This is a genomic window from Methanolinea sp. (assembly GCA_030055515.1).
Lineage (GTDB): Archaea > Halobacteriota > Methanomicrobia > Methanomicrobiales > Methanospirillaceae > Methanolinea_A.
Map to the genome: position 1 here is coordinate 1 of JASFYI010000002.1, position 22237 is coordinate 22237.

Annotated in this window: 16 protein-coding genes; 3 read left to right on the forward strand and 13 right to left on the reverse strand. The window is 60.1% G+C overall.

All coding sequences use genetic code 11. From position 1 onward, the window contains the following. The 10 genes from QFX32_04260 to QFX32_04305 all read right to left on the reverse strand — a co-directional run. On the reverse strand, positions 1-2854 hold a 2854-nt coding region (locus QFX32_04260), incomplete at its 3' end, for a S8 family serine peptidase (protein ID MDI9633253.1). A gap of 922 nt (positions 2855-3776) precedes the next feature. Then, a complete protein-coding gene (locus QFX32_04265; GenBank protein ID MDI9633254.1) occupies positions 3777-5576 on the reverse strand; it encodes an ABC transporter ATP-binding protein/permease in 1800 nt (599 codons plus the stop codon). Between the two features lie 47 nt (positions 5577-5623). Continuing rightward, positions 5624-6685, reverse strand: coding sequence for a UDP-N-acetylglucosamine 2-epimerase (non-hydrolyzing) (wecB, locus tag QFX32_04270; protein MDI9633255.1), 1062 nt, complete (start codon positions 6683-6685; stop codon positions 5624-5626). A gap of 285 nt (positions 6686-6970) precedes the next feature. Further along, positions 6971-7174 (reverse strand): hypothetical protein, encoded by a 204-nt coding sequence (locus QFX32_04275; GenBank protein MDI9633256.1) that lies wholly within the window; start codon positions 7172-7174, stop codon positions 6971-6973. A 113-nt stretch (positions 7175-7287) separates the two neighbouring features. Beyond that, positions 7288-8775, reverse strand: a complete 1488-nt coding sequence (locus tag QFX32_04280) for a nucleotide sugar dehydrogenase (protein MDI9633257.1) — start codon at positions 8773-8775, stop codon at positions 7288-7290. A 4-nt stretch (positions 8776-8779) separates the two neighbouring features. Continuing rightward, positions 8780-9691, reverse strand: coding sequence for a Gfo/Idh/MocA family oxidoreductase (locus QFX32_04285; GenBank protein ID MDI9633258.1), 912 nt, complete (start codon positions 9689-9691; stop codon positions 8780-8782). A 3-nt stretch (positions 9692-9694) separates the two neighbouring features. Continuing rightward, positions 9695-10783, reverse strand: coding sequence for a DegT/DnrJ/EryC1/StrS family aminotransferase (locus QFX32_04290; protein MDI9633259.1), 1089 nt, complete (start codon positions 10781-10783; stop codon positions 9695-9697). Next, a complete protein-coding gene (locus tag QFX32_04295) occupies positions 10780-11379 on the reverse strand; it encodes an acyltransferase (GenBank protein MDI9633260.1) in 600 nt (199 codons plus the stop codon). The genes QFX32_04290 and QFX32_04295 overlap by 4 nt, the downstream gene beginning before the upstream one ends. Before the next feature lie 311 nt (positions 11380-11690). After that, the gene (locus QFX32_04300; protein ID MDI9633261.1) at positions 11691-12353 is read right to left on the reverse strand and encodes a hypothetical protein; all 663 of its coding nucleotides are present in this window, start codon (positions 12351-12353) and stop codon (positions 11691-11693) included. 64 nt (positions 12354-12417) lie between these two features. Beyond that, complete coding sequence (locus tag QFX32_04305; protein ID MDI9633262.1) at positions 12418-13158, reverse strand: hypothetical protein; 741 nt, start codon at positions 13156-13158, stop codon at positions 12418-12420. Between the two features lie 244 nt (positions 13159-13402). Between QFX32_04305 and QFX32_04310 the strand changes: the two genes are divergently transcribed. Continuing rightward, complete coding sequence (locus QFX32_04310) at positions 13403-17155, forward strand: hypothetical protein (GenBank protein ID MDI9633263.1); 3753 nt, start codon at positions 13403-13405, stop codon at positions 17153-17155. An 872-nt stretch (positions 17156-18027) separates the two neighbouring features. On the opposite strand, the gene QFX32_04315 is transcribed toward QFX32_04310, so the two are convergent. Then, positions 18028-18534, reverse strand: coding sequence for a tetratricopeptide repeat protein (locus QFX32_04315; protein MDI9633264.1), 507 nt, complete (start codon positions 18532-18534; stop codon positions 18028-18030). A gap of 363 nt (positions 18535-18897) precedes the next feature. On the opposite strand from QFX32_04315, the gene QFX32_04320 reads away from it, so the two are divergent. Beyond that, complete coding sequence (locus tag QFX32_04320; protein ID MDI9633265.1) at positions 18898-19338, forward strand: zinc-ribbon domain-containing protein; 441 nt, start codon at positions 18898-18900, stop codon at positions 19336-19338. A gap of 163 nt (positions 19339-19501) precedes the next feature. Here QFX32_04320 and QFX32_04325 read toward each other — a convergent pair whose 3' ends face one another. Then, positions 19502-20428, reverse strand: a complete 927-nt coding sequence (locus QFX32_04325) for a methyltransferase domain-containing protein (GenBank protein MDI9633266.1) — start codon at positions 20426-20428, stop codon at positions 19502-19504. A 77-nt stretch (positions 20429-20505) separates the two neighbouring features. Here QFX32_04325 and hmgA point away from each other — a divergent pair, with 77 nt between their 5' ends. Next, positions 20506-21711, forward strand: a complete 1206-nt coding sequence (gene hmgA, locus QFX32_04330; protein MDI9633267.1) for a hydroxymethylglutaryl-CoA reductase (NADPH) — start codon at positions 20506-20508, stop codon at positions 21709-21711. Between the two features lie 2 nt (positions 21712-21713). Here the strand turns inward: hmgA and rimI are convergent, their stop codons facing one another. Further along, a complete protein-coding gene (rimI, locus tag QFX32_04335) occupies positions 21714-22181 on the reverse strand; it encodes a ribosomal protein S18-alanine N-acetyltransferase (protein ID MDI9633268.1) in 468 nt (155 codons plus the stop codon). Positions 22182-22237: the final 56 nt, after the last annotated feature.

Here is a 22237-nt window from a genome sequence, read left to right on the forward strand (position 1 = left end):
TGTAGTTCGTCTTCCTCGTCGTGTTCGAGCCGTACGAGTTTGCCACAGTGAGCGTGACCGTGTAGTTCCCCGCGCGCTCATACGTGTGCACGGGGTGCTGCTCTGTGGAGTTGGGTGTGCCGTCCCCAAAGTCCCACTCCCACGACGTCGGCGCGTTCGTGGAAAGATCCGTGAATTGGACGGCGAGGGGCCTCACGCCGCGGGCAGGCACAGCTCTGAAATCAGCAACCGGATCTCGGCGTATGTTCCCGAATGCCTTGATGCAAGCATTGCTGTTTCTATAGTATGACGTGAGATCACTCCATGATACGCCGTCGGGGCTGATGAAACTCTGGCCCGGACCGGCGACGGCAGTGCTCGAATAGCCGGAAATGGGCGTTTCAATAGCAATCGGGTAGGTATACGCGGGATTCGTGACCTTCACCACGACGGAGAATCTCTGTCCCGCGTTGAGTCTCACCGGCCCGACAGGAACAGTGTGATACCCCGCGTACTGCATGGTCCCTGAGTGTGTCGCCTTGAGCGTCCCACTCCTCGGCTGTGACGGGGCAGGATCTGTATACATAAATATCTCGTACTGGGAGCCCGAGTCCGTGGTGTAGAATCCGACCGCGCGGATATCCTGGTCTGCAGGCGCCGTGAAGATATTCGCACTCCACGCGGATGACGTGTTGTACCCGAGGTTCGACGTCCACCCGAGGTGATCGTACTGGTGAATGTAGTCGTAGTTCGTGACAGGCTCGGCATCCTTGAAGAGAGAGAGTTGTTCGCGTCCGAGGAACTTGTCGTAATAGGAAATCCAGAAGTACCCCCTGTCTCCGAAACTCGTGCCCCAGCTGTTCTTGCAGAGGAACGCGCCCAGTCCCGGCGCCCCTGCCACCTGCCGCGAGTCATCCCACCCGACGATGGTGATCATGTGATTTCCGTAATTCGCCGGTCCGGATGGAGGGTAATAGTAGTTGCAAGAGCCACTCTGGTAGTACGCACTGTTCCAATAGAACGAGGCAGATACCCCGCCGTGGTTCATGATCGCTGCCTTGATGTGGTCGTTGTCGGTCGGGCTCCTCTTCAACGGGAGGTAGGTGACCTCTTGGACGTGCTTCTGGACGGGAGAATTCTGCCCCTCGTTCATCGGGCCGCTCCACCGCGCGAGGTACGCGGTGGACATCTCGTTGTTCCCGCCCTGGCAGGAAGGGTAGTCGAAACCGTGGTTGACGTTGAGGTGCCACTCGTTGAAGTCCCTCGGCTCCGCCGGCATGAGTGTCGATTCGAGTGACCCGTACGCACCGAACGCCCAGCAGTCACCGCACGTGCCCTGGTCCCTCACGGGAGTGACCCTCCCCTCGGAAACGAGAGAGTATGCGATGGGGAATGCGAGGGTCGTGATTTCCGCTCCCGTAGGGGAGAGGTGCGAGAGGTCAAGGGGCGAGGGGATGTACCCTGTTGCCTTTCCCGGTTGTTCGGTATCGCCATTCCCCATCTCCCTGAACATGACGAACGCCGGGTTGAGGGGTGACGTGATAGGTTCGTTCGGGGGTGCTGGGGTCGCAGTCGGGGTAGGGGTTGGAACGGCCGTCGTCGGCGTCGGGTTTACCGCGGCAGCAAGTGCATTCCCTGCATTGATCCTCCCGCTTGTCAGGACCTTGCCTTCGAGCGAGGGAATGCGATCGGCCGATGAAAGGATGGCCTCCTTCACGTGGAGAGTTGAGTATTCAGGATTTCTGGACTTCACGAGACCAGCAACGCCGGCGACGAAGGGGACTGCCATTGAGGTTCCCTGAAATTGTGCATACCCTCCACCTCTCGCGGTGGAGAGGATACCCGCACCCGGCGCGGCGATATGAACAGAATTCGCCCCGAAATTGGAGAAAGGTGCGAGTGTATCATTATCGACCGTTGCTGCCACGCTAAGCACGTTTGGGAGATCGAATGAGGCAGGATAGAAGGGTACCGCGTCATTGTCTGTCCCGCTGTTCCCCGCGGCACAAACGAAAAGTGCAGGAGACGAAGCCATTACCTCGTACAGCGCCGGGTAAGGGGCAGTTCCCCCCCACGAGACACTCACGACATCTGCACCGGTCGCACTGGCATACAGAATGGCGTCGATCGCGTCACTCTCGTACCCGTAACCCTCCGGCCCGATGACCCTGAGGGGGACGAGTTTCACGTCCCACAGCACCCCCGCGATTCCCAGTTTGTTGTTCCCTACCGCCCCGATGACCCCTGCGCACGCCGTCCCGTGCCCATTTTGGTCCATCGGGTCGTTTGTATCGCCAAAGAAGTCCCACCCGATGGTATCATCGACAAACCCGTTCCCATCGTCATCGGCGAAATTTCCCGGGATCTCCCCTGGATTGGCCCATATATTGCGGGAGAGATCAGGGTGCGTGTAGTCGATTCCCGTGTCGGGGACGGCGATTACAAGGTCTCTCATCCCTGTTGTGACCTCCCATGCATGGGGTGTCATGATCTTTTCTAGGCCCCATTGCTGGCCATAGAGGGGGTCGCTGGGTGAGGAGAGGATCGAGATCTTGTAATTCGGCGTTGCGGAAAGGACACTTGGGTTCTTGCTGTACTCGGAGATTGCTTCCTGTACGCTTTTTCCGGGTGGAAGTCTCACGACCTGCATCCCGGCGATGCCGTGCCGGGCGTAATCTCTTTTGACTACCGCACCGACAGCCCTGTGTGCGCGGGCCATCACCACCTCGCGGGAGCCTTGTTCTACAATGACAGATGGCTTGAACCTGACGATGACCTCGTCTGGTGCATATTCACTCCCACCCGTCTCGTGAATAGAACTCTCGTCATTGCCCTTTCCTGGCTTGTTCCCGCTCTGCCCGTCTCTTGTGGGCATGAATGCCCCTTTTGGATCCAGGACTGAGAGGGGAATGTCTTCTCCTCTCGCGGACTGTTCTCCTGATCGGCCATCGGCGGGAGGTATCCCTATATGAACACCTGAGGGGAGGTTCTCCGGGCACTTTGAATCCTCCTCTTCTGGAAGACAGGAAATAAAATTGACGCGAGGAGTATCATCTTGTGTGCATCCTTCCCGCGGGCGACCGGTACCTGATGTTCCTCTGTCAGGAACCTGTCCGTGCGATGCCGCCAAATCTCCCACTGCAGTGGGGTCTATAGAGGAGTCCCGCGCGGTAGAAGAATTCTCCCATGCATATTGGGACGTTCCGTCCTGAAGAGTATCCCGACCCGCAAAACCGTTCGCGGTAACGGCAAGCAGGATGATGAGCCCGATGAAAACCCGCCGGAGATTACAAGCCACGTGCATAATCCGCCCGCTTGGATTGGGATCCTGACCATGGGAAACATACAAAGAAGATCCCGGCTTTATTACGGTACTTGGAGAAATTTCATATAAAAGAATCGGTGATGTCACTGGTGCGGGGGGGATTATTCGCCGCGGACCACTCCGCGAATGTCATAGAACACCCCTGCACGTGCGGGACATGGAAATCTCTTATGCCTTGGATAAAGAGCGCACAAGATTCGAACTGCAATGCGTTCCACAGGATCGCCCGGGAAGGGTCCGACTTACGCAATCCCGCATCGACACGCGCGCCATGACGCGGTTTTCCCTCGCCTCTGCCCGGCGACCTCCATGAAACGCGGAAGAGACTTCCGCACACCCTATCTCCCCATAAGTACATACTCCGATTATCCATCCCGCACGTGGAATAGTGCTCCGGCATTGAACCAATACTACCTTTGCGGGAGTGCTCATCACACCTAAAGGAAACAGGAGGGGAGAGATTCATTGGAATTTACACCTGGTTCCAAGGAGCCTTCTCCTTGAGGCTGAGTAACTCCCAGTACTTTCCTTTCCTCTCCATGAGTTCTTCGTGCGTGCCCTCCTCGATGACCCTCCCCCTGTCGATTACCACGATCTTGTCGGCGTTGCGCACCGTCGTCAGCCTGTGGGCGATCACGAGTGTCGTGCACTCCCTCGCGACCCTGTCTATCGCCTCCTGCACAGCGGCCTCAGAGATATTGTCAAGCGAACTCGTCGCCTCGTCAAGGATGAGGAACTCGGGTCTCCCGATCATGGCCCTCGCGATCACGATGCGCTGTTTCTCCCCGCCCGAGAGCGTCACACCCTGGTCCCCGACGAGAGTATCGTACCCCTTCGGTAAGTCCATGATGAACTCGTGCGCGTGCGCGATCTTCGCAGCATGCATTACTTCCGCGTCGGAGAACTCGCGGCCAAAGGTGATGTTCTCCCTCACCGTGCCGTTGAAGACGAATGGTTCCTGGCTCACGTATCCCACGAGGCTCCTGTACGTGGTAATATCGTACTCCCTCAAGTCGCGCCCGTTCACGAGGATCCTCCCCGAGTCCGGGTCGTACAACCGGAGGAGGAGGTGCGCGATGGTCGATTTTCCGGAACCCGATGGTCCCACGAGGGCAGTCATCGACCCTTTCCGAATCGTGAACGAAACGTCGGAGAGGACCCTCGCGTGGTCGTACGAGAATGTGATGTTGTCGAAAACGATGTCGGACATGATACCCCGGCACTCGAGATTCCCATTTTTAATGGTATTGTACCTCTCGTCTTTGAGTACAGAGTAAACAGTGGCGAGGTGTGGGGCGTAATTTCTAAGCTCCATTTTCTGACTGCCCATGCTCGATGCCCGCGGGACGATCTTCATCAGGCCCACCGTGAACGTTCCCAGCACGGGGATTATCGAGAGGAAACTGTCCGCGTAGTAGATGTAGAGGATGAGGACGATTGCCCCGATGGTCACGAGGAACAGGGAATTGATCGCGATCACCGGGATCTTCTGGATGAACATGAAGTCTGCGAACCTGTCCCAGTATATTCGCAGGGCCTTGTCGTACATGGTTTTCCAGTGGCCAGAAACGTTCAATGCCCTTATAGGCTTGATACCGGTTATGTACTCGTTTATCACCTTGTTCTCGGATTGCCCGGAAGAAATCTGGAGTCTCCCCAGCCTCTCGGAGATGCTGCTGCTGATCGAAGTGATGACGAGGTAAAAGACCCCTCCCCCGATGAGCACCAGGATGAGTCCCCCGGGCGAGATGAAGAAGAGCATGGCGATGATGAAAAACGTCGTAATAACCTCGGAAGAGAGCGATATGAGGAGGTAGTATGTCATCTGGATGAAGTACGGACTCTGGTTGAAGAGGTTGATGAGGTCCCCCTGCCTCGAATCAACGAAAAATCTGTAATCGTTTGCGTCTATCTTCGAGAAGATCGACTTTTTCGTCCGGACGATGAGTTCTCTCTGGAAGATGAATGCAACCTTCCAGTACACCACCTGGAGCAGGAGCGAGAGGACGGTAAGCGAGATGAAAAATAACCCGAGGTGCACGAAGAGCGACCCGATGGGGATGAGACTACTTAGAGATTGGATGAGGCCGTAAAAGGGTATCGACTCCGTGTTTATCTGGAAACCGATGGATATCATCGGGTAGAGCAACGCGATGCTCGCTGCGTCCACGATGCCTATCGTGACGGCAGTGAAGAAGAGAAATACGATGTAATGCTCGTACCCGCGTGAGAAAAACCGGATGTAATGGAGATATTCCCTGAAATTCACCATTGCAGTAATGGTTGAGCCCTTCCGGCGAAATACATTCCGGTAATACCTCAAACTTCCCTGATTATCCCCGCGATCCTCCTGCTCGCGCCGGGCTCCCCGAAGACCATCCCCCTCTCCTCAGACGGGGAAAAGTGCCGTATCGCGTCTGCTATCTTCCCCCTGTCCGCCCCGACGAGCACGTTCCACCCGTCCCGGACGGTCTCGATCCATTCCGTCGTGTCCCGGAGCGTGATGCACGGCACCCCGAGGAGGTACGCCTCTTTCTGGATCCCCCCGGAGTCCGTGAGGATCTTCCGTGCGCAGGCCATCGCGTGGAGCATGTCGAGATAACCCAGCGGTGCGGTCGCGATCACATTTCCCGGCATCCTTTGCCAGAGTCCGTGTTCCTCGAGCGCTCTCCGCGTCCGGGGGTGGACGGGAAAGAGAACAGGCATGCCGGACTCACGGAGTGCCGCGAGGATTGCCTCCATGCGAATCTCCGAGTCCGTGTTTGCCGGCCTGTGGACGGTGAGGACGAGGTATCCTCCCGGCTGCAGCCCGAACCAGGAGAGGACCCGTGACGTCTCGGCCGCCCTTGCCCTGTTGTACTCGAGGGCGTCGACCATCACGTCACCGGTGAGGTGAACGCCCCTCGTGATCCCCTCGCGGGCGAGGTTCCGGACGGCAGTCTCCGTCGGGCAGAAGAGGAGGTCGGAGAGGTGGTCGGCCACGACACGGTTGATCTCCTCGGGCATGGCCCTGTCGAAACTCCGGAGACCCGCCTCGACGTGTGCGACGGGGATGCGGATCTTTGCTGCCGCGAGGGCTCCGGCGAGCGTCGAGTTCGTGTCCCCGTAGACGAGGACGAGGTCCGGCTCCTCCCGGAGAAGTACTTCCTCGATCGCGGAGAGCATCCTCCCGGTCTGCGCTCCGTGGGGACCCGAACCGATCCCGAGGTTATAGTCTGGCTCGGGGATGGAGAGTTCCTCGAAGAAGACATCCGACATCTCGGGATCGTAGTGCTGGCCGGTGTGGATGAGGACCTCGGTGTGCTCCCTGCGGAGTTCCCGGGAGAGGGGCGCACACTTGATGAACTGGGGCCGGGCCCCAACGATCGTCGCGATCTTCATAGTACCTTCCGCTGGAAATTCCGGTTTCTCAGACGAGAATCTCTCCTTCGATATCGTTAGACTGCCGGTCCCCCGTTACCAATGCCTGGCCATGGACCATGCCAATCACGTGGGAGAGTGCGTCGGCTGCAGTATACCCATAGAAACACCCGAGATGTGCGGCCGCAAGGGCAAATTCCCGGTCCACCGGGTGTACCGCGGCATGGGGAGAGATTGCCGCGATGGGGTCGCGCGCGGGGGCCCCTCCCCGAATTTTGCAAGGCCGGCAGGCTATGTCGGAGGGATTCACGACAGATGCGTGAATGGCTTCTTTCTTATCCACGATTCCGAGTGCTTTTCGTCCCTTTTCCGAACCCTGAATTTCTCCGAGCCACACGAAAGAGTCATGAGGTATTCCTCGTCCTGCACCTCTTCATGTTCCCTGGAGATGCGGGGAAGATCGAGTTCCGGAACTGTTTTAAACAGCGATTCGAGGGACTTGACAGACATCATTTCCGGATCCGGGTTTTCCCGGATTCCCCCCGGTATGCCCGCACGTCCATTGTTACCCGTTCGATTAATTTTTCCCATGCAATCTGGTCGAGCATACGAGTGTACCCACCTCAGGGAACGGGCGACTGGTTCATCCTTGTCTCGTCGGGAGCTGAAGGGATATCTCCGGAAACGATCCCGTGCGCGTTCTTGTCCCCCCTCCCGATCCCCTTGTACACCCACCCTTCCCGGATGAACGCGTCCGGGTCGACCACGTTGCGCCCGTCCACGATGACAGGGTGCGGGTGCCCTGTAATCTCCCTGAGCCGGGCGGGTTCGAGGGCGTAGTACTCGCGGTGCCCGGTGAAGATGGCGACCGCGTCCGCCCCCCGTGTCACCGCGCCGAGGTCGCGGGAGATCTCGACACCCCGCTCGTTGTCCACCCAGGGGTCGTGGACGCTCACCTCACCCCCCGCGGCGGTGACGAGCTCGCGGAAGACGGCGGACGGCGTGTTCCGGGAATCCCCAGAGTTCGCGATGAACGCCCAGCCGAGGATTGCAATCCTCGACCCCCGGATCTCCTTCCCGACCCGCTGGAGCCCTTCCCTCGTCAGGTGGAACATGTGCTTTGGCATGAAGTCGTTGATTGCCCGCGCGGCGAGGAAGAGTGACCTCTCCCCTTCCGGCCAGTCGAGCGCGGAAGACCGGAGGGCGACCCCCCGCTCGAGGTGGTACGCGTCCTTCGTGAGGCAGTGGCCCCCGACGCCCGCGCCGGGCCAGAGGATCGCGCGGGTCACGCCCTCCTCGCGGAGGCTCGCGATTCCCTCCCGCACCTCGTACACGTTGACGCCCATCGCCTCGCAGTAGAGGGCAAGCTGGTTCACCGCCGCGATCTGGAGGTCGCGGAATGCGTTCTCGGCGGTCTTCTCCACCTCGGCGGCAGTCGCGTCCATCGGGATCACCCTCCCCCTCGTGAGGATCGGGGCGTAGAGCTGCGCGGCACGCGCGGTGCTCGCGGGATCAATCCCCCCCACGATCCGGTCGTGTTCCCGCAGGTTCCGGAGAAGCCTCCCCACCATCACCCTCTCGGGCGCGTGGGCGAGGCCGAAATCCCTGCCGGCGACGAGCCCCGACTCCTCCTCGAGGATCTCCCGGGCAATCCCCGCCGTCGTCCCGGGCGTGACGGTCGATTCTACCACGACGAGTGCCCCCGGCGTGATGTGACGGCCGGTCTCCCGGATGGCAGAAAAGAGAGGGTTGTAATCGGGCTCAAGGTCCCTTGGGTCACGGAACGGCGTCTGGATCGCGAGCGTCACCGCGTCGCACTCCGCGATCCTCGAGTAATCCGAGGTGCAGCGGAACCTGCCGGCGCCGACCACTTTCCGGAGGAGCTCGGCGAGGCCGGGCTCCTCGCCCGCGAGCGGGCACTCCCCCCTGTTGAGCATCGCGATCTTGTGGCCGGACGTCGGCGAATCGCGCTGGATCCCGTAGACCATCCGGTACTCCGGGACGTCCGCGAAGAGGGCCGCCGACGGGATCCCCACGTACCCCATCCCGACGACCGCGATGGTGCGGATCGGGCCCCTCTCCTCGAATGCTCGCGCGAGCGAGGACCCCACCTCTTCACCTCCCCATGGCCGCGCGCACCTTCTCGCAGAGGAGGAGGTTTTCCACTCCCTGCTCCATGGTGACGGGGAACGGTGTCTTCTTCCGCGCGCACTCGAGGAACGTGGAGAGCTCGACCTTGAGCGGCTCGAGCTTGTTCACCATCACCTTCTCGATGATGTTCTCCTGGACGTATCTCTCGTTCTCCGAGCCGTACTTCTCGGGCTTGTAGTAGGTGAAGACCTCCTGGGTCATGAAGTCCCCTTCCAGCGTGAAGTCCTCTTCCTCGATGTAGATCCGCCGGATTTTCTTTGAGGCCTTCCGGCTCGCAGAGACGAACGCGGCAGTCCCATTGTACCGGAAGAGGGCAGATGCCGCGTCAGGGGTCCCCGCCGCGGAGACCTCGTAGTCGTGGCCGAGGAGGACGTGGACGAGGATGTCGAGGTCGTGGATCATCAGGTCCTCGATGACCGAGGTGCCCATGGGACGCGCGGAGGCAGGGTTGTGCCGGTTCATCTCGACGAAGAGAGGTTCTCCCACGATCCGCCTTATCTCCCCCACGATCGGGTTGAACCGCTCGATGTGCCCGACGCCCGCGACCTGCCCTTCCGCGACCATCCCCGCGAGGGCCCGGGCGTCTTCAGCCGTGGCGCAGAGCGGTTTTTCCATCAGCATGTGGACGCCGGAGGCGAGGACCTCCTCGCCGACAGCCCTGTGGAACGGCGTCGGCACGCAGACGCTCACCGCGTCGACATTCCCCAGCAGCTCCCCGAGGGTCGCGCAGGGCGTCGCCCCGTGCGCGAGCGCAACTCCCATCGCCGCGTCTCGGTTCACGTCGTACACGTACACCCTGCTCACGCTCTTCAGCTCGGAGTAGACGCGGACGTGGTTGCGGCCCATCGCGCCCACCCCGACCACGCCGACATCCATGCCTCACGGCACCTCCAGGATTGCCCTCACGACAGCCTCGCGGTCCTCGTGACGAACACCGGGATGGACGGGGAGGGAGAGGACGGTCGCCGCGCACTTCTCCGCGACGGGACAGTCCGCTCCGTCCGCGTATGCGGCGAGCGCGGGCTGCCTGTGGAGGGGAACGGGGTAGTGCACCGCCGTGCCGACCCCCCTCCCCCTGAGGTACTCCGCAAGATCGTCCCTCGGGAGGGGGAAGTCCTCGGTCACCCTGACGACGTACTGGTGGAATACGTGGGTGACCCCCGGTGCCGTGACAGGGCATTCGATCCCCGCCCGCGCGAGACGGGAGATGTAGTACTCCGCATTCTCCCTCCTTTGCCTGTTGAAACCGTCCAATTTCTTCAACTGTTCCCTCCCGATGGCCGCCGCGAGGTCTGTCATGCGGTAGTTGTACCCAAGTATCGCGTGCACGTACTTCCTCTCCTGCCCGTGGTCGATCAGGACCCTGATTCTCCGGGCGAGCGCGGGATCGTCCGTCGTCACCATCCCCCCTTCCCCCGTCGTCATGTTCTTCGTCGGGTAGAACGAGAAGCAGCCCGCGACGCCGAGGCTCCCCGCCTTCCTCCCGTGGTATTCTGCCCCGTGGGCCTGCGCGGCATCCTCGACGAAGGGGATCCCCTCGTCGCTGCATATCTCGCGGAGGGGGTTTGCATCGCAGGGGTGCCCGAAGAGGTGGACGCCGATGACCGCGCGGGTTTTGGGCGAGAGGAGGTCAAGGACGCTCTCGATGGAGACATTGAATGTATCCCGGTCGATGTCGGCGAAACGTGGCCGGGCACCGCACATGCAGACCGCGGACGCCGTCGCAAAGAAGGTGAAGGAGGGGACGATCACCTCGCACCCCGCGCCTATCCCGAGGGCCTGCAGGGTCACGTGGAGCGCGGCGGTGCCGGAACTTGTCGCGACCGCGTATTCTGTCCCGCAGTACCGCGCGAACTCCTCCTCGAATGCCGCGACCTCCGGGCCGCGCGCGAGCATCCCCGACCGGAGCACGCGGACCACGGCCTGCTCCTCCTCTGCACCGAGGCAGGGGGCCGCGACCGGGATCACGCGTCCCTCCTCCTCATCGCGGCGGGGAGGTCCCTCACCCGCGCCGGCGCGCCGATCGCCATCTTGCCCGGGGGAACGTCCCTTGTCACGACAGCCGCCGCGGCCACGAATGCCCCCTCCCCGATGGTCACACCCGGCATGATCGTCGCGTTTGCACCGATCACGGCATTCTCCCCTATTTCAGGACCCCGCAGATCACCGCCCGAAGGAGGGTACCGGTCGTTCGTGAGGACGGCGGACGGCCCGATGAAGACACCGTCCCCGATCGTCGTGTGGGTCGGGATGAAGACCATGCTCTGGATCCGGACGTTGTCCCCGATCGTCCCGTACCCCTCGATGATCGAAGACGATCCTACCGAGACGTTGTGCCCTATCCGCATTTTCTCACGGATCAGCACGTTGTGCCCCGACTGGAAGTTGTCCCCGATCTCGACCTCGCAGTACACGACGAGGCCGGGCCGCAGCACGGCGTTCTTTCCTATCCTCGTGCCTGGGTACTTCTCAGTCCCGATGTACTCGCGGGAGGGAAAACCGATGGTGACAGGGTCAAAGACCCTCGCACCCTCCCCGAGGGAACACGTGCCGAGCGCGATCAGAAGAATCCCCCGGATTGTTTCCTTTTTTATATATTTTGAATTGCGAGAAATAATGGTTGTGGGGATATCGACGAATTTCCGAGACGATTATCTAGGGCGATTGCCCCCACAGGAGGTCCTCTCCCACGGCAAAAAAACCGTTCCACGTGTATAGTATCCCCCTTTCCTCGCGATGGAAATGCCCGCATTCCATCTCTCCTCTTTCATCCCGTGAAATACTATTGAAAAAAATACGCTGCCCGGGATTGCAGAGTCCGGCGCGGCGGCGAATGCATCGCCGCCGGGGAAAGGGTCTCCCGGCACACCCTCCCTCACCACATCCTCTCCTGAATCCGTGCTTTCGGCGCGTACTTCCGTGCGATCGCCTTGACCTGCTCGAAGTTCTCCGGCGTACAGTAAATGGCAAACGGGAAGATGAGCCATTTCCGGGAGAACACGATCGACCGTTCCCTCGGGTAGATGGTGATGCTCCGTACCTCGTCCCAGCGCATGAAGTCCATCTCGCGGGTGATATTGACCATACTCCCCCCTGCACCGGAAATGGATCCCCCGAGGACCGTTCCCGCGAGTGTCGCGCGGTTGATGAGCCTGGATTCCTTCCCTGCCCGGTACCCGACTCCCCCGGGAGTGACCGCGAATTCCGTTGTGAGACCTCCCTTGGAGATGAACTGGACTGCCGCCGCGATGGCAAGACTCAGGATGACGAAGAAAACGAAGAGCCCCGCGATGTACGGGGCGGCAGCGATTCCTGCATTCACGTCCACGAGGGTAACGAGGATGATGACGAGCAGGAAGGCGATGCCGAGCGCCATGACGAGCTGGGTGACAACCGGCCGGCTGGAGATGACCGGGGCTTTCCGCGTCCAGAGCAGGACCTCTCCCCCCTCATCCCTGCCTTTATTCCCCTTGTTCCCGCACGCGGGGCAGGTCTCCCCATTTCGCAATTCTTTTCCGCACGTCTCGCAGAACGGCATGGACTGACCTCATTCAGAAGTATATCCGGCCATTGTATAAAAAGGAGATTTCCTCCCGGAGAAGTTAGAAGAATTCCATGATATATTCCCTTGGGATCTCCACTCTCACCTGAGTGGACACCGAGCTCGTTCCCACCGCTGCAGTGACCGTGAGAAGGACAGGGCTCTTTCCGACGGGGGATGAGATACTAATCCCCGATTCGACTGAGCCTGCGCCAGTAGAAGGCGATACCGAGAGCCCCTCACTGCCGGGAGGAACGGTAATTGTGATCGTGGTCTCGGGTGCCGGCACCGGCGGGCTCTCTCCCACGATCTTCCATGTTGTGACCCTCAATAGGGCAGGAGAGTCCGGCGTCACGGTCACGTGGTCCGCACTTACCTGGAGGATGTACCGGACATTTTCCTCCTCCTCCTTTTTCTGCTCCCTCTTCCTGGAGGATGCCGCTCGCTTTGCCTTCTGTCTGCCAACCACCTGTGCCCCGATCCCGATACCCGCCCCGATGACCACAAGTGCCCCTATGACCACGATCCAGGAAATACCCCCGTCACCACGGGGAGATGATTCGATCACATTGCAGTCGCACTGGCTGAATGGCCCTTTGCACTCAGTCTTCTGGCAGATGCCATTGATGCAGTCAGCTCCCCCCGAACAGGACATCCCGTTTTCCGGACAGCAAGGTACAGGTACTGGCCCTTCAATGGTCGTGTCAATACTCGACGAAACTGGGCACGTTGCGAGAGAGATTCCAAGCAAGAAAATGAGAATCACATGGAAATTTGGAAATGACAACCTAATGTGCTCCATACGCAAATTGGTGCATTCTCCTCATAATAAAGTTCTTGGTGAAGGATTGCCCGTTCTCGCATGGGGAGAGTACTCCTAAATTTTCCCAAGGAAAATTTCACTCCTTCCTGTTACTCCCTCCTGCATTCCCTGGCAATCTTTCTGAAATACATTTTTCATCCCCGAGTACGAGTGATACCCAACAGGGTGCGTCTCGGCACATACTCTCGGATGGCCGACATTCACGCATCGTGCAAGGTGCTCCATGGTAACAGTTCTCACCTTCCCTTACGACCCCGATTCCGGCAGGCTTGACCCTGTGACCGTCCGATCCCGTATCAGGGTCGCGGGGGGCGACGCCGTGCTCCTGAAAGACACAATCGACGTTGCCGTTGAACCGGGGTCCGGGTGGGAGGGTCTCGTGACGACTGCCGGCCACCAGCTGATTGACGGGAGACGGGCTGCCCGTTTCGAGGCTGCAATCAAGGAGGGGATGTCACTTGCCCAGTATGCGGCCCTGGTCATCCCCCGGGTCCCGGTCCGGCTGAAGGTCACCCTCATCCCGGATATGCAGGCGCCCGCCCCGGGAGTCCCCCTCTCCGTCCCGGTACCCATTCCCCCCCAGACAAGGGTCATCCCGATTTCCATACCCCCCATCGTCCCGGGAAAAATCGAGCTGGAAACAGTCTCCCTTCCCGACGACCCATCCGGAAATCCGCGGGGAGGGATCCGGGCGTGGGTCAGGTTCCCGTCATTTGTCCGACCAACCGCTGATGAACTCCGAGCAGTACAACAATCGCTTTCCTTTACCGAGACAGGAGGGCAGTCGGCAATCATCCCGGGTCCCGTCTTTAGAGATATCGATGGCAGTGTCACCCGGGAATATACCGCGCTTGCATCTCGCGAGACAATGGAGGGGGCACGGATCACCGTTGAGGTTACAGCAACGATCTGCGGGATCCTCCTCCGGTCATCCGCGAAACTCTCCTTTGCACCCCGGAGGGTCTTTCAGCCATACATTGTACCTGCCACTCTTGCAGTTGCGCCGGCACATCCATCCTCCTTTACGGCCCTCCTCAGGGAGATACTCCCCGACGGACAGGAGGCCGAGGTCCCCGATGCATCAATAGCGGTCACCGTCCCTGACTCTGCCACTGAAATCCTCTCCATCCAGCCATTGTCGGCAGTCGGGCAGTTAACTGCGACCGTGACCCAGGAAAAAGCAGGGCCTCCTGACCCTGTCCGGTGCCCCGTGGTATTCCAGGTCGGAAACGATCGGTTCGAGGATGCCATCACAATTACGCCAGGCCGGAGGGAGGGGCTCCTCGAGGTGGAGTTCTCTCCCCCGGAGAAAAACAGCATCAACCCCTACCTCGCCTCCGATTCGGTCATTCTCCGGGCACGCGTCAGGGATGTTCCGGCGACGATCTCCTTTGCAAAGGGTGCGATGTCCCGCTGGCTCGATGACCCAAGCGCACCAGTTGCCCATGCCGAGGGATGGATCGCAGTCCGGGTCAGTGCAACACCGCCCGAACCGGGCTTTTCCACCCCACCTCCTGAATCGGAACCGGTGATTGTCACGGCTTTCGTGGATGGGAGGGTCATTGCTGAAGAGGAGGTCGCCATCCGGTTCGTGATGCCGCCGGTACTGGACGCATCACCCGGCGAGATCCGCCTGCCGGCAGGGAGGGAAGGAGAGGAAAGGACAGTCGTTCTTACCCTCAAGGGGAGTGCCCCCGGGACATGGCGGTTCGAACTGGAAGAGGAGGAGAGTGCATTGCCGTATCTCTCGGTCAGTGACCCGGTGGTGAGGGGACCGACGGCGACGTTTACTGTGAAGCTTACGGGCGTAGTCCCCCCTCCTGCGAGGGAGACCGGTCCCTTGCGATGGCAGACCCTGATCATCCTCCGCTCGCGGGCCACTAACGGGACAAACGAGATCGAGGGGCCCAATGTCAGAGTCCTCATTCTCAGGGAGGGCCTCTTTGTCGAGAAGATCTATGCGGTGGATGAGAGGAACCAGTACAAGACCAGCGAGCAGATGACAGTTCTCCCGCTCCGGGTCGACCTCCCCTACGAAGACAGACGACGAGTCGCCCGTGTCAAGCTCGTCGCGATGGTCTGGGACGGGACCGACCTCGTACGGGACGTGGGAGCAATCCGGGGCAATAGTCTCACCTGGGATACCCCCGTCTGTACGGCGGAGGACTGCCGGAAGTGGGAGACCATTTTTTCCGGAATGAAGGCCACTATTGTGGCGACCGATCAGGACGAAGTTGCCCTCGGGCCCCATAGTGATCTTGCAGGGACCTGGGGCATCTCGCTTGACAGGGTCATCCCGGGACATGGGGAGAAACTTCCGGGAGTGATCACAGCGACCTGCGATGCAGGGAGCGTTACCATCCCCCTCGTTCTCCGGCTCGGCGAACCGCCGGACGAAAAGACCCGTGCCATCGAGAAGGAGCGGGAGCGGTGTATCCGCATCATTGAGAACTGTATTCCAAAACCCTATCGCAAAGTCCTCCTCGAGGATCTCGAGCGCCTCCCCTGCAAGGGTGCCCGTGACTACCAGGTCTATGCCCGGCAGGTCTATGAAACAGCCTGGAAAATCTGGGCAGAAGACCAGAAGGACTACCAGTACTGGGAGAATGGCTGGGGATATTACCTCTTTGCGGGTGCGGAATACGCAAAGATGGCAGGTGACCTTGCCTTTAACCTCCTCGTTGGGTACGCAACCAGTTCACTCGGGCCCGCTTACGCATACGGGGCTTCCACTATGGCCTCGGAGTTCAAGGAACAGGGGCTCGAGTTCTACGCGTACTACGTTGCACACGCAGATGAGAAGGATTTCCGGACCTGCATCATCGACTTCGTGAACGAGCGGTTCGAAAAGTTCCTCATCACACTCTCTACCGCGGCTGTCGATACTGTGATCCTGCAGGGGATCGATATCAGGAACCCCAAAACCTACACGCGGCTTGCCTGGCTGTGGCTCTGGAAGATCGAGACCAACTATGCACGAAATCCAGAAGCTGGTCTCCTAGAAGCCATGATCGCTGCCGGGAAGGAAGTGGCGATGGTATCCGGGACTTTGCTCCTCCATCAGTTTGTCAATACGCACGGGACCGCAAAATTGCGGGAGCTGCATACTTCCGTGAGAGAGAAAGGATGGCTCGGACAAGGACATGCCGGAAGGGACAAGGGTGAGGAGCCAAAGAAGAAACTAGAAAAAGAGGCTAAGCCGAAAAAAGAACAGACCAAACAGGAAGAAGAGGCTAAGCCGAAAAAAGAACAGACCAAACAGGAAGAAGAGGCTAAGCCGAAAAAAGAACAGACCAAACAGGAAGAAGAGGCTAAGCCGAAAAAAGAACAGACCAAACAGGAAGAGAGTGAGATACCCGGAGAAGAACCCAGTGCGGAGAAAGTGAGCTTTAAACCTCCAACGGGAGTGGGAAGCGAAGGGACCATCCAGCCCAAAAAGCGCCCTCAATCCACGTCCGAAGAGCATCCTCAGCCCCCACCCAAAAGGCCGCAGTTACCAAAGATGGTGAGAGAAGTGAATCAGTGGCTCAAGACTCATCCCGAGAGCCGACAGGATGTTTATATCTGCATGACTCCCGAGAGACAGGCACATATAAGCGTGGATGGTGCGCTTGTTCCCTCAAAAAAGGAGGGGCCGGCGGGAGGAGTGGAGGATAATATCTATGGGTCACCCCCCGGATTTGGCCCAATTGGGGGATATGGAGGACCGAAAGCGGTTGTGGTCCGGGTTCCAACCGATAAGATAGTGAAAGTGAGATACAGCGAATTGACCCAGAAGTACACCGACCATAACGGCCAGCCGCTCGATATGTCAAAACTCGAGGGGAAAGTCATCGCAATTTCCGCACCCCAGGGGACAGGTGTCATCCTCCTCCAGGTCCATAACGGGGTGCCTCAACCACGAATCTCCACAGATAACCTCCTCCGTTTCATCGATGGTCATTGGTACGATTTCAATGGGAGGCTTGTGGAATGACTTCTGAGAAAGAACGATGAGACAATTTGGATGGGAGTTTGGCATATATGGGTACGGAAAATGAATTATGTCCCCGGTGCGGCAGTCCCCGTTCGCCCAATGCACGGTTCTGCGGGTCGTGCGGATTCCGTTTCGGGGGACAGGATACAGGCGAAATTATAGGTAGTGCACAGGAGACTGTTCGGTCGGCTGAGTCTGTCGTAAGAGTAGCTGAATCGGTCGTCAGGACTGCGGGTGAGGTGCGCGACCTGACAATTACACCCCCGGCAGAATGGAAGGTTGTCATCGGCGATCGGCTCCCGGAAGCACTGGCTGCAAAGGCAGCAGCATCGGTAGAATCGAGGCTTACCGGTGTGGTGGTCGAGAAGGCAACTTCCGCCCTGGATAAAGCAATATCCGGTACGGGAACGGACGGTTCTTTCCCACCGGCGGGAACGCAACAAGTTCCGGGAGGAGGGGCGCTCGTTCACGATGTACAATGTCCCTCGTGCGGGGCAGCACTGAGACAGGGGGCAAAGTTTTGTAGGTCATGCGGGGCAGCAGTATCCAATGAAAGGATTCACCAGATGCCGGCACGGTGTCATGCCTGTGGTGCACCTGTACGTCCGGGCGCAAGATTCTGCGGGTCATGCGGGACAAAGATTGGATCGCCCTGATGGGGCGTGTCCATTGCAATAGGATGGTTTCCCTCCTGCCCTGCTGCTGATCCACCTTACTTCCAGCCGTCTCTCCGCATCACCCGTCTTGAGGAACGCGGTGACAGAACAATATTATTTCCCGGGGAGATCAACAACCCGAACCGCGATCAGAACGTGCCATAGTGTGTGGTGCATGCCATATAGTGATACGGGGAGACCCCGCCTCACGGATTGTCAGAGGAGACTCATCATAACCTCATGGGCTCTCCGATAGGAGGCATTCGCCTCTTCTGTCCTATTCTCAATGGTAAGGAGGGTGCCTCTCAGGATCAGAGCATGGCAGAGGTCGATGGCCTGTTCCCTGTCCCTGGGGGAGATGGCGATGGCATGGTCGAGGCTCTCGAGGGCTCCCGTCCGGTTCCCGGTCGCGTTCCGGGAAATGGCCTGGTAATAGTATGTCCTGATGTCCCCCGGCTCAATTGCGAGTGCCCTTGCAAAAGATGTTTCTGATTCTTCTGCATTCCCCATCGCGGCAAGAGACAACCCGCGATTTGTCCATGCCCTATGATTCTGAGGATCGATTGCAATTGCCTTGTCGAAAGCAGCAACCGCCTCCTTGTAATTCCCCATCACGTGGTATGCTTCTCCCTGCTGGTTCCATTCCTCCGATGGTGTGAGGCACCCGGTTGCGACAAGAGTAAATGCAACAAGGAGGATGAGTAATCTCTCCATGTCTGTCATAAGGAGAGTGGAAGGTAAAAGTGAGATGGTCATTTGCTATTCAGAGTGGATTGTACTATATTCACCATGGCTTATTTGTCCCCACGTTTCCAATGGAGGTACCCCCCCCGCACTCCCGGAATGTGCTCCTGCAGCGGTTTGACAGCCGATTTAGTTCAAATATAACAATGTTTCATCCCGGTTGGCACATTCAGATAAGTGACAGAGAACAGCGAATTCCAGTTCAATGGAGCCCCACAAAAATGGGGAAGAAGAATAGAATGGTGTTACAACAGGAACATTCGCGATAGGTGCACAACCCGGATCCAAATAGACCCAATCCAGAAAAATAACATATTTATAATCTCCTTGCCACTGTAATGCATGGCGGGCCAATTCTGCGAGTCGTGCGGTGCACCGTTGAGAGACAGGGACAGGTTCTGTGAACAATGTGGCGCAGCCGTGGCAAATACCCCACGCGAGACGGCCAGCTCTGTTCATCCCGTGACAGGAAACAAGATGAAGAATCCAGTCGTGGCACTCATCCTCTCGTTCTTCTTTTCCGGACTCGGGTCTATTTACAACGGAGAGACTCTGAAGGGAATTGCAATTTACCTTGGGACACTCGTGGGATTTTTCATTTTCATCATTCCCGGCATTGTCGTTTGGATATACGGGATGTACGATGCCTACACGACGGCAAAGAAGATGAACGAAGGGACTATTCCATTCAAGGAAGCCAACGTTCTCGTCATGATTGTGTTTGTCGTGGTGACCCTCGTCATCGGGGGAATTGTATTGTTAGCCGGGTGGTTGGCTCTCTAAATTCATAATATCCCGCTACTTTGAGCCTGGAGCGAGGCAAGTGACCGGACATCTCCCAGACCCCCACCCTCGCGTGTCAAGACACCCGTCTCCTGTGGCGAGAGTCCCCTCCCCACCCCTCCTCGCTCCCCCGAACGATCGGGATCACCTATTCCCCCTCCTCTCACTCCCCCACCACGATGTCGTACACCGCGTGCCACCGGCCCGGCGAGTACGAGCGGACGTAACGCTCGGTCACCTCCCTGACAGGGAGGTTCTCCCTGAGTAAGGGGAGGAACTGGCCCTCCTCCTCCTCGAGGGCGTAGAAGTGGATCGTCGTTCCCGGCCGGGAGAGGGCAGCTGCCTGCGGGAGGAACCGGCAGGCCCCGAGCGGGAGGTTCATCACGATGCGGTCGAATTTCCGCGGGAGGATGAGGGGGAGGCGGGACGCGTCGGCCATGACGGGGAGAACGTTTCGAATCCTGTTCCTCGCGATATTCCTCGCGAGGAGCCATACTGCCGCGGGGTTGAGGTCGCACGCGACGACGAGGGCTGCCTTCCGGGCAAGCGCGAGCGCAAACGGCCCCACGCCCGCGAACATGTCGAGGACACGCTCGCCCTCCCTGGCCACCGAGAGGATCCTGCGGCGTTCCTCCGAGAGCCGGGGCGAGAAGTAGGCGGCCGAGAGGTCGACCGAGAAGACGAGGCCGTGTTCGCGGCAGGTGGTCTGTGTCGTCTCCGCGCCGGCGAGTACCCGGAACTTCCTCGTCCGATACTCCCCCTCGACGTCCCCGAGCGGGTAGAGGACGGTGTGGATCGAGGGGCGAAAGGAGAGGAGGCGCTCCGCGGCCGCGGGATCCTCCTCCTGCACGATCGCGATCCCGCCGACGATCTCGTGCCGGGGGAGCTCTGGCGGCGGCGGGACCGGCTCGAAGACGGCCCGATCCGCGCTCCCGATAGGCTCCCTGACGGGGAAGAGGACGACGTCCCCCTCGCGGCGGGGCCTGAACGAGGTATCGAGGAGCCCCCGGGAGAGGAGATCCCTCCGCACCTCCTCGGCGCGGCCCTTCTCGACCCGGACGCACCACTGCTCGGCCATCTTTATACCCATGTCCTTTGTTTCTCAGGGGGATTAAGGGCTGGGTGGGGGACGAAAGGTTATCCCAGCTCCGCCCCCAATGCAGATACATGGACGAGTACCTTGAGCGCATTCGGGCGGGGTCGCTCAAGCTCTACGCGCTCGAGCAGGAGCTCCCCGCTGCCGACGCGATCGCGGTCCGGCGGCGGTACATCGAGGAGGTGACCGGGGTCTCGCTCGCGAAGGTGGGATCGTTCTCGATCTCGGTCGAGCGGGTGGCACGCAAGAACTGCGAGAACATGGTCGGGACGGTCCAGGTCCCCGTCGGCGTGGCCGGGCCCCTCCTCGTGCGGGGCGAGTACGCCTCGGGCGAGTTCTACCTCCCGCTCGCGACGACCGAGGGGGCACTCGTCGCCTCCGTGAACAGGGGGTGCGCCGCGATCACGCGGGCGGGCGGCGCCGAGACGCGGATCCTCCGGGACGGGATGACGAGGGCGCCGGTGTTTTCCGCGCGGAGCGTTGCGCACGCGCGGGAGGTCGCAGACTGGGTCGCCGCCCACGAGGACGAGATCGCCCGCGCGGCAGAGGCGACCACCTCCCACGGGAAGTTCCTCGGCGCGACGTGCACCGTGGTCGGGACGTCGGTCTTCGTCCGGATGGAGTTCGACACGAAGGACGCGATGGGCATGAACATGGTCACCATCGCGAGCGAGAAGGCCGCGCACGTCATCTCCGAGGCGACCGGTGCCCGGCTCGTCGCCCTCTCCGGGAACCTCTGCGTCGACAAGAAACCCGCCGCGCTCAACGTCGTCCGCGGGAGGGGGCGCAGCGTGGTCGCGGGGGTCTTCCTCCCGGACGAACTCGTCTCCTCGGTCCTCAAGACGGACGTTCCCTCCCTCGTCGAGGTGAACACGCGCAAGAACCTCGTCGGTTCGGCGGCCGCGGGTTCGCTCGGGTTCAACGCGCACGCGGCAAACATCGTTGCCGCGCTCTTCATCGCGTGCGGGCAGGACCCTGCCCACGTCGTCGAGGGGAGCCTCGCGGTGACGACCGTCGAGCCGGCCGGGGATGGCGCGTACGTCGCGGTCACCCTGCCGGACCTCCCCGTCGGGACTGTGGGAGGGGGCACGGGGGTCGAGACGCAGGCCGAGTGCCTCTCGCTGCTGGGCGTTGCCGGGGGCGGCGACCCGCCGGGGACGAATGCGAAGAAGCTCGCCGAGATCGTGGCGGCAGGGGTGCTCGCAGGGGAACTCTCGCTCCTCTCCGCCCTCGCCGCGCAGCACCTCGCCCGCGCGCACAGGACCCTCGGGAGGTAGGGCTACCCGAACCACTTCATCATCACGATCGCGTCCTCGCCGTTCGCGTAGTACCCAGCGATGCGGAGGACAGGCCTGTACCCGAGGCTCCTGTAGAACGCCTGGGCGTTCCTGTTCGATGCCCTGACCTCGAGCTGGACGCCCGTCGCGAGGCCGACTGCGAACTGCTGCTCCTCCCGCGTGACCAGCCGGCGGGCAATCCCCCTCCTCCTGAACGGCGGGTCCACGGCGAGGTTGCAGATGTGCCCGTAGATCTCCTCCCCCGTGTCCTCAAGGCCCCCGAGCACGAACCCCGCGATCCTCTCCCCGACCGTCGCGACGAAGAATGTGTCGGGGAAGAACGAGAGGGACTCGGCGAAGACCGCGGCGTCCCAGGGATCGGGGAAGGAGACCTGCTCGATCCTCGCGATCTCCGGGATGTCCTCTGGTCTTGCCCTGCGGATGGTGACCCCGGGGAGCACGTTGTCCATGCGATCTCCCCATTTTGACGTCATCGCTCTAATATACTGCGAGGGAGAATTTCTGA

What these genes read in the sequence shown, in the direction of transcription:
- rimI (MDI9633268.1), bottom strand. Translation starts at nt 22,181, where the DNA reads ATGGACAACGTGCTCCCCGGGGTCACCATCCGCAGGGCAAGACCAGAG.
- QFX32_04325 (MDI9633266.1), bottom strand. Translation starts at nt 20,428, where the DNA reads ATGGGTATAAAGATGGCCGAGCAGTGGTGCGTCCGGGTCGAGAAGGGC.
- QFX32_04310 (MDI9633263.1), top strand. Translation starts at nt 13,403, where the DNA reads ATGGTAACAGTTCTCACCTTCCCTTACGACCCCGATTCCGGCAGGCTT.
- QFX32_04320 (MDI9633265.1), top strand. Translation starts at nt 18,898, where the DNA reads ATGGCGGGCCAATTCTGCGAGTCGTGCGGTGCACCGTTGAGAGACAGG.
- QFX32_04305 (MDI9633262.1), bottom strand. Translation starts at nt 13,158, where the DNA reads ATGGAGCACATTAGGTTGTCATTTCCAAATTTCCATGTGATTCTCATT.
- wecB (MDI9633255.1), bottom strand. Translation starts at nt 6,685, where the DNA reads ATGAAGATCGCGACGATCGTTGGGGCCCGGCCCCAGTTCATCAAGTGT.
- QFX32_04275 (MDI9633256.1), bottom strand. Translation starts at nt 7,174, where the DNA reads ATGTCTGTCAAGTCCCTCGAATCGCTGTTTAAAACAGTTCCGGAACTC.
- QFX32_04315 (MDI9633264.1), bottom strand. Translation starts at nt 18,534, where the DNA reads ATGACAGACATGGAGAGATTACTCATCCTCCTTGTTGCATTTACTCTT.
- QFX32_04300 (MDI9633261.1), bottom strand. Translation starts at nt 12,353, where the DNA reads ATGCCGTTCTGCGAGACGTGCGGAAAAGAATTGCGAAATGGGGAGACC.
- hmgA (MDI9633267.1), top strand. Translation starts at nt 20,506, where the DNA reads ATGGACGAGTACCTTGAGCGCATTCGGGCGGGGTCGCTCAAGCTCTAC.
- QFX32_04285 (MDI9633258.1), bottom strand. Translation starts at nt 9,691, where the DNA reads ATGGATGTCGGCGTGGTCGGGGTGGGCGCGATGGGCCGCAACCACGTC.
- QFX32_04265 (MDI9633254.1), bottom strand. Translation starts at nt 5,576, where the DNA reads ATGGTGAATTTCAGGGAATATCTCCATTACATCCGGTTTTTCTCACGC.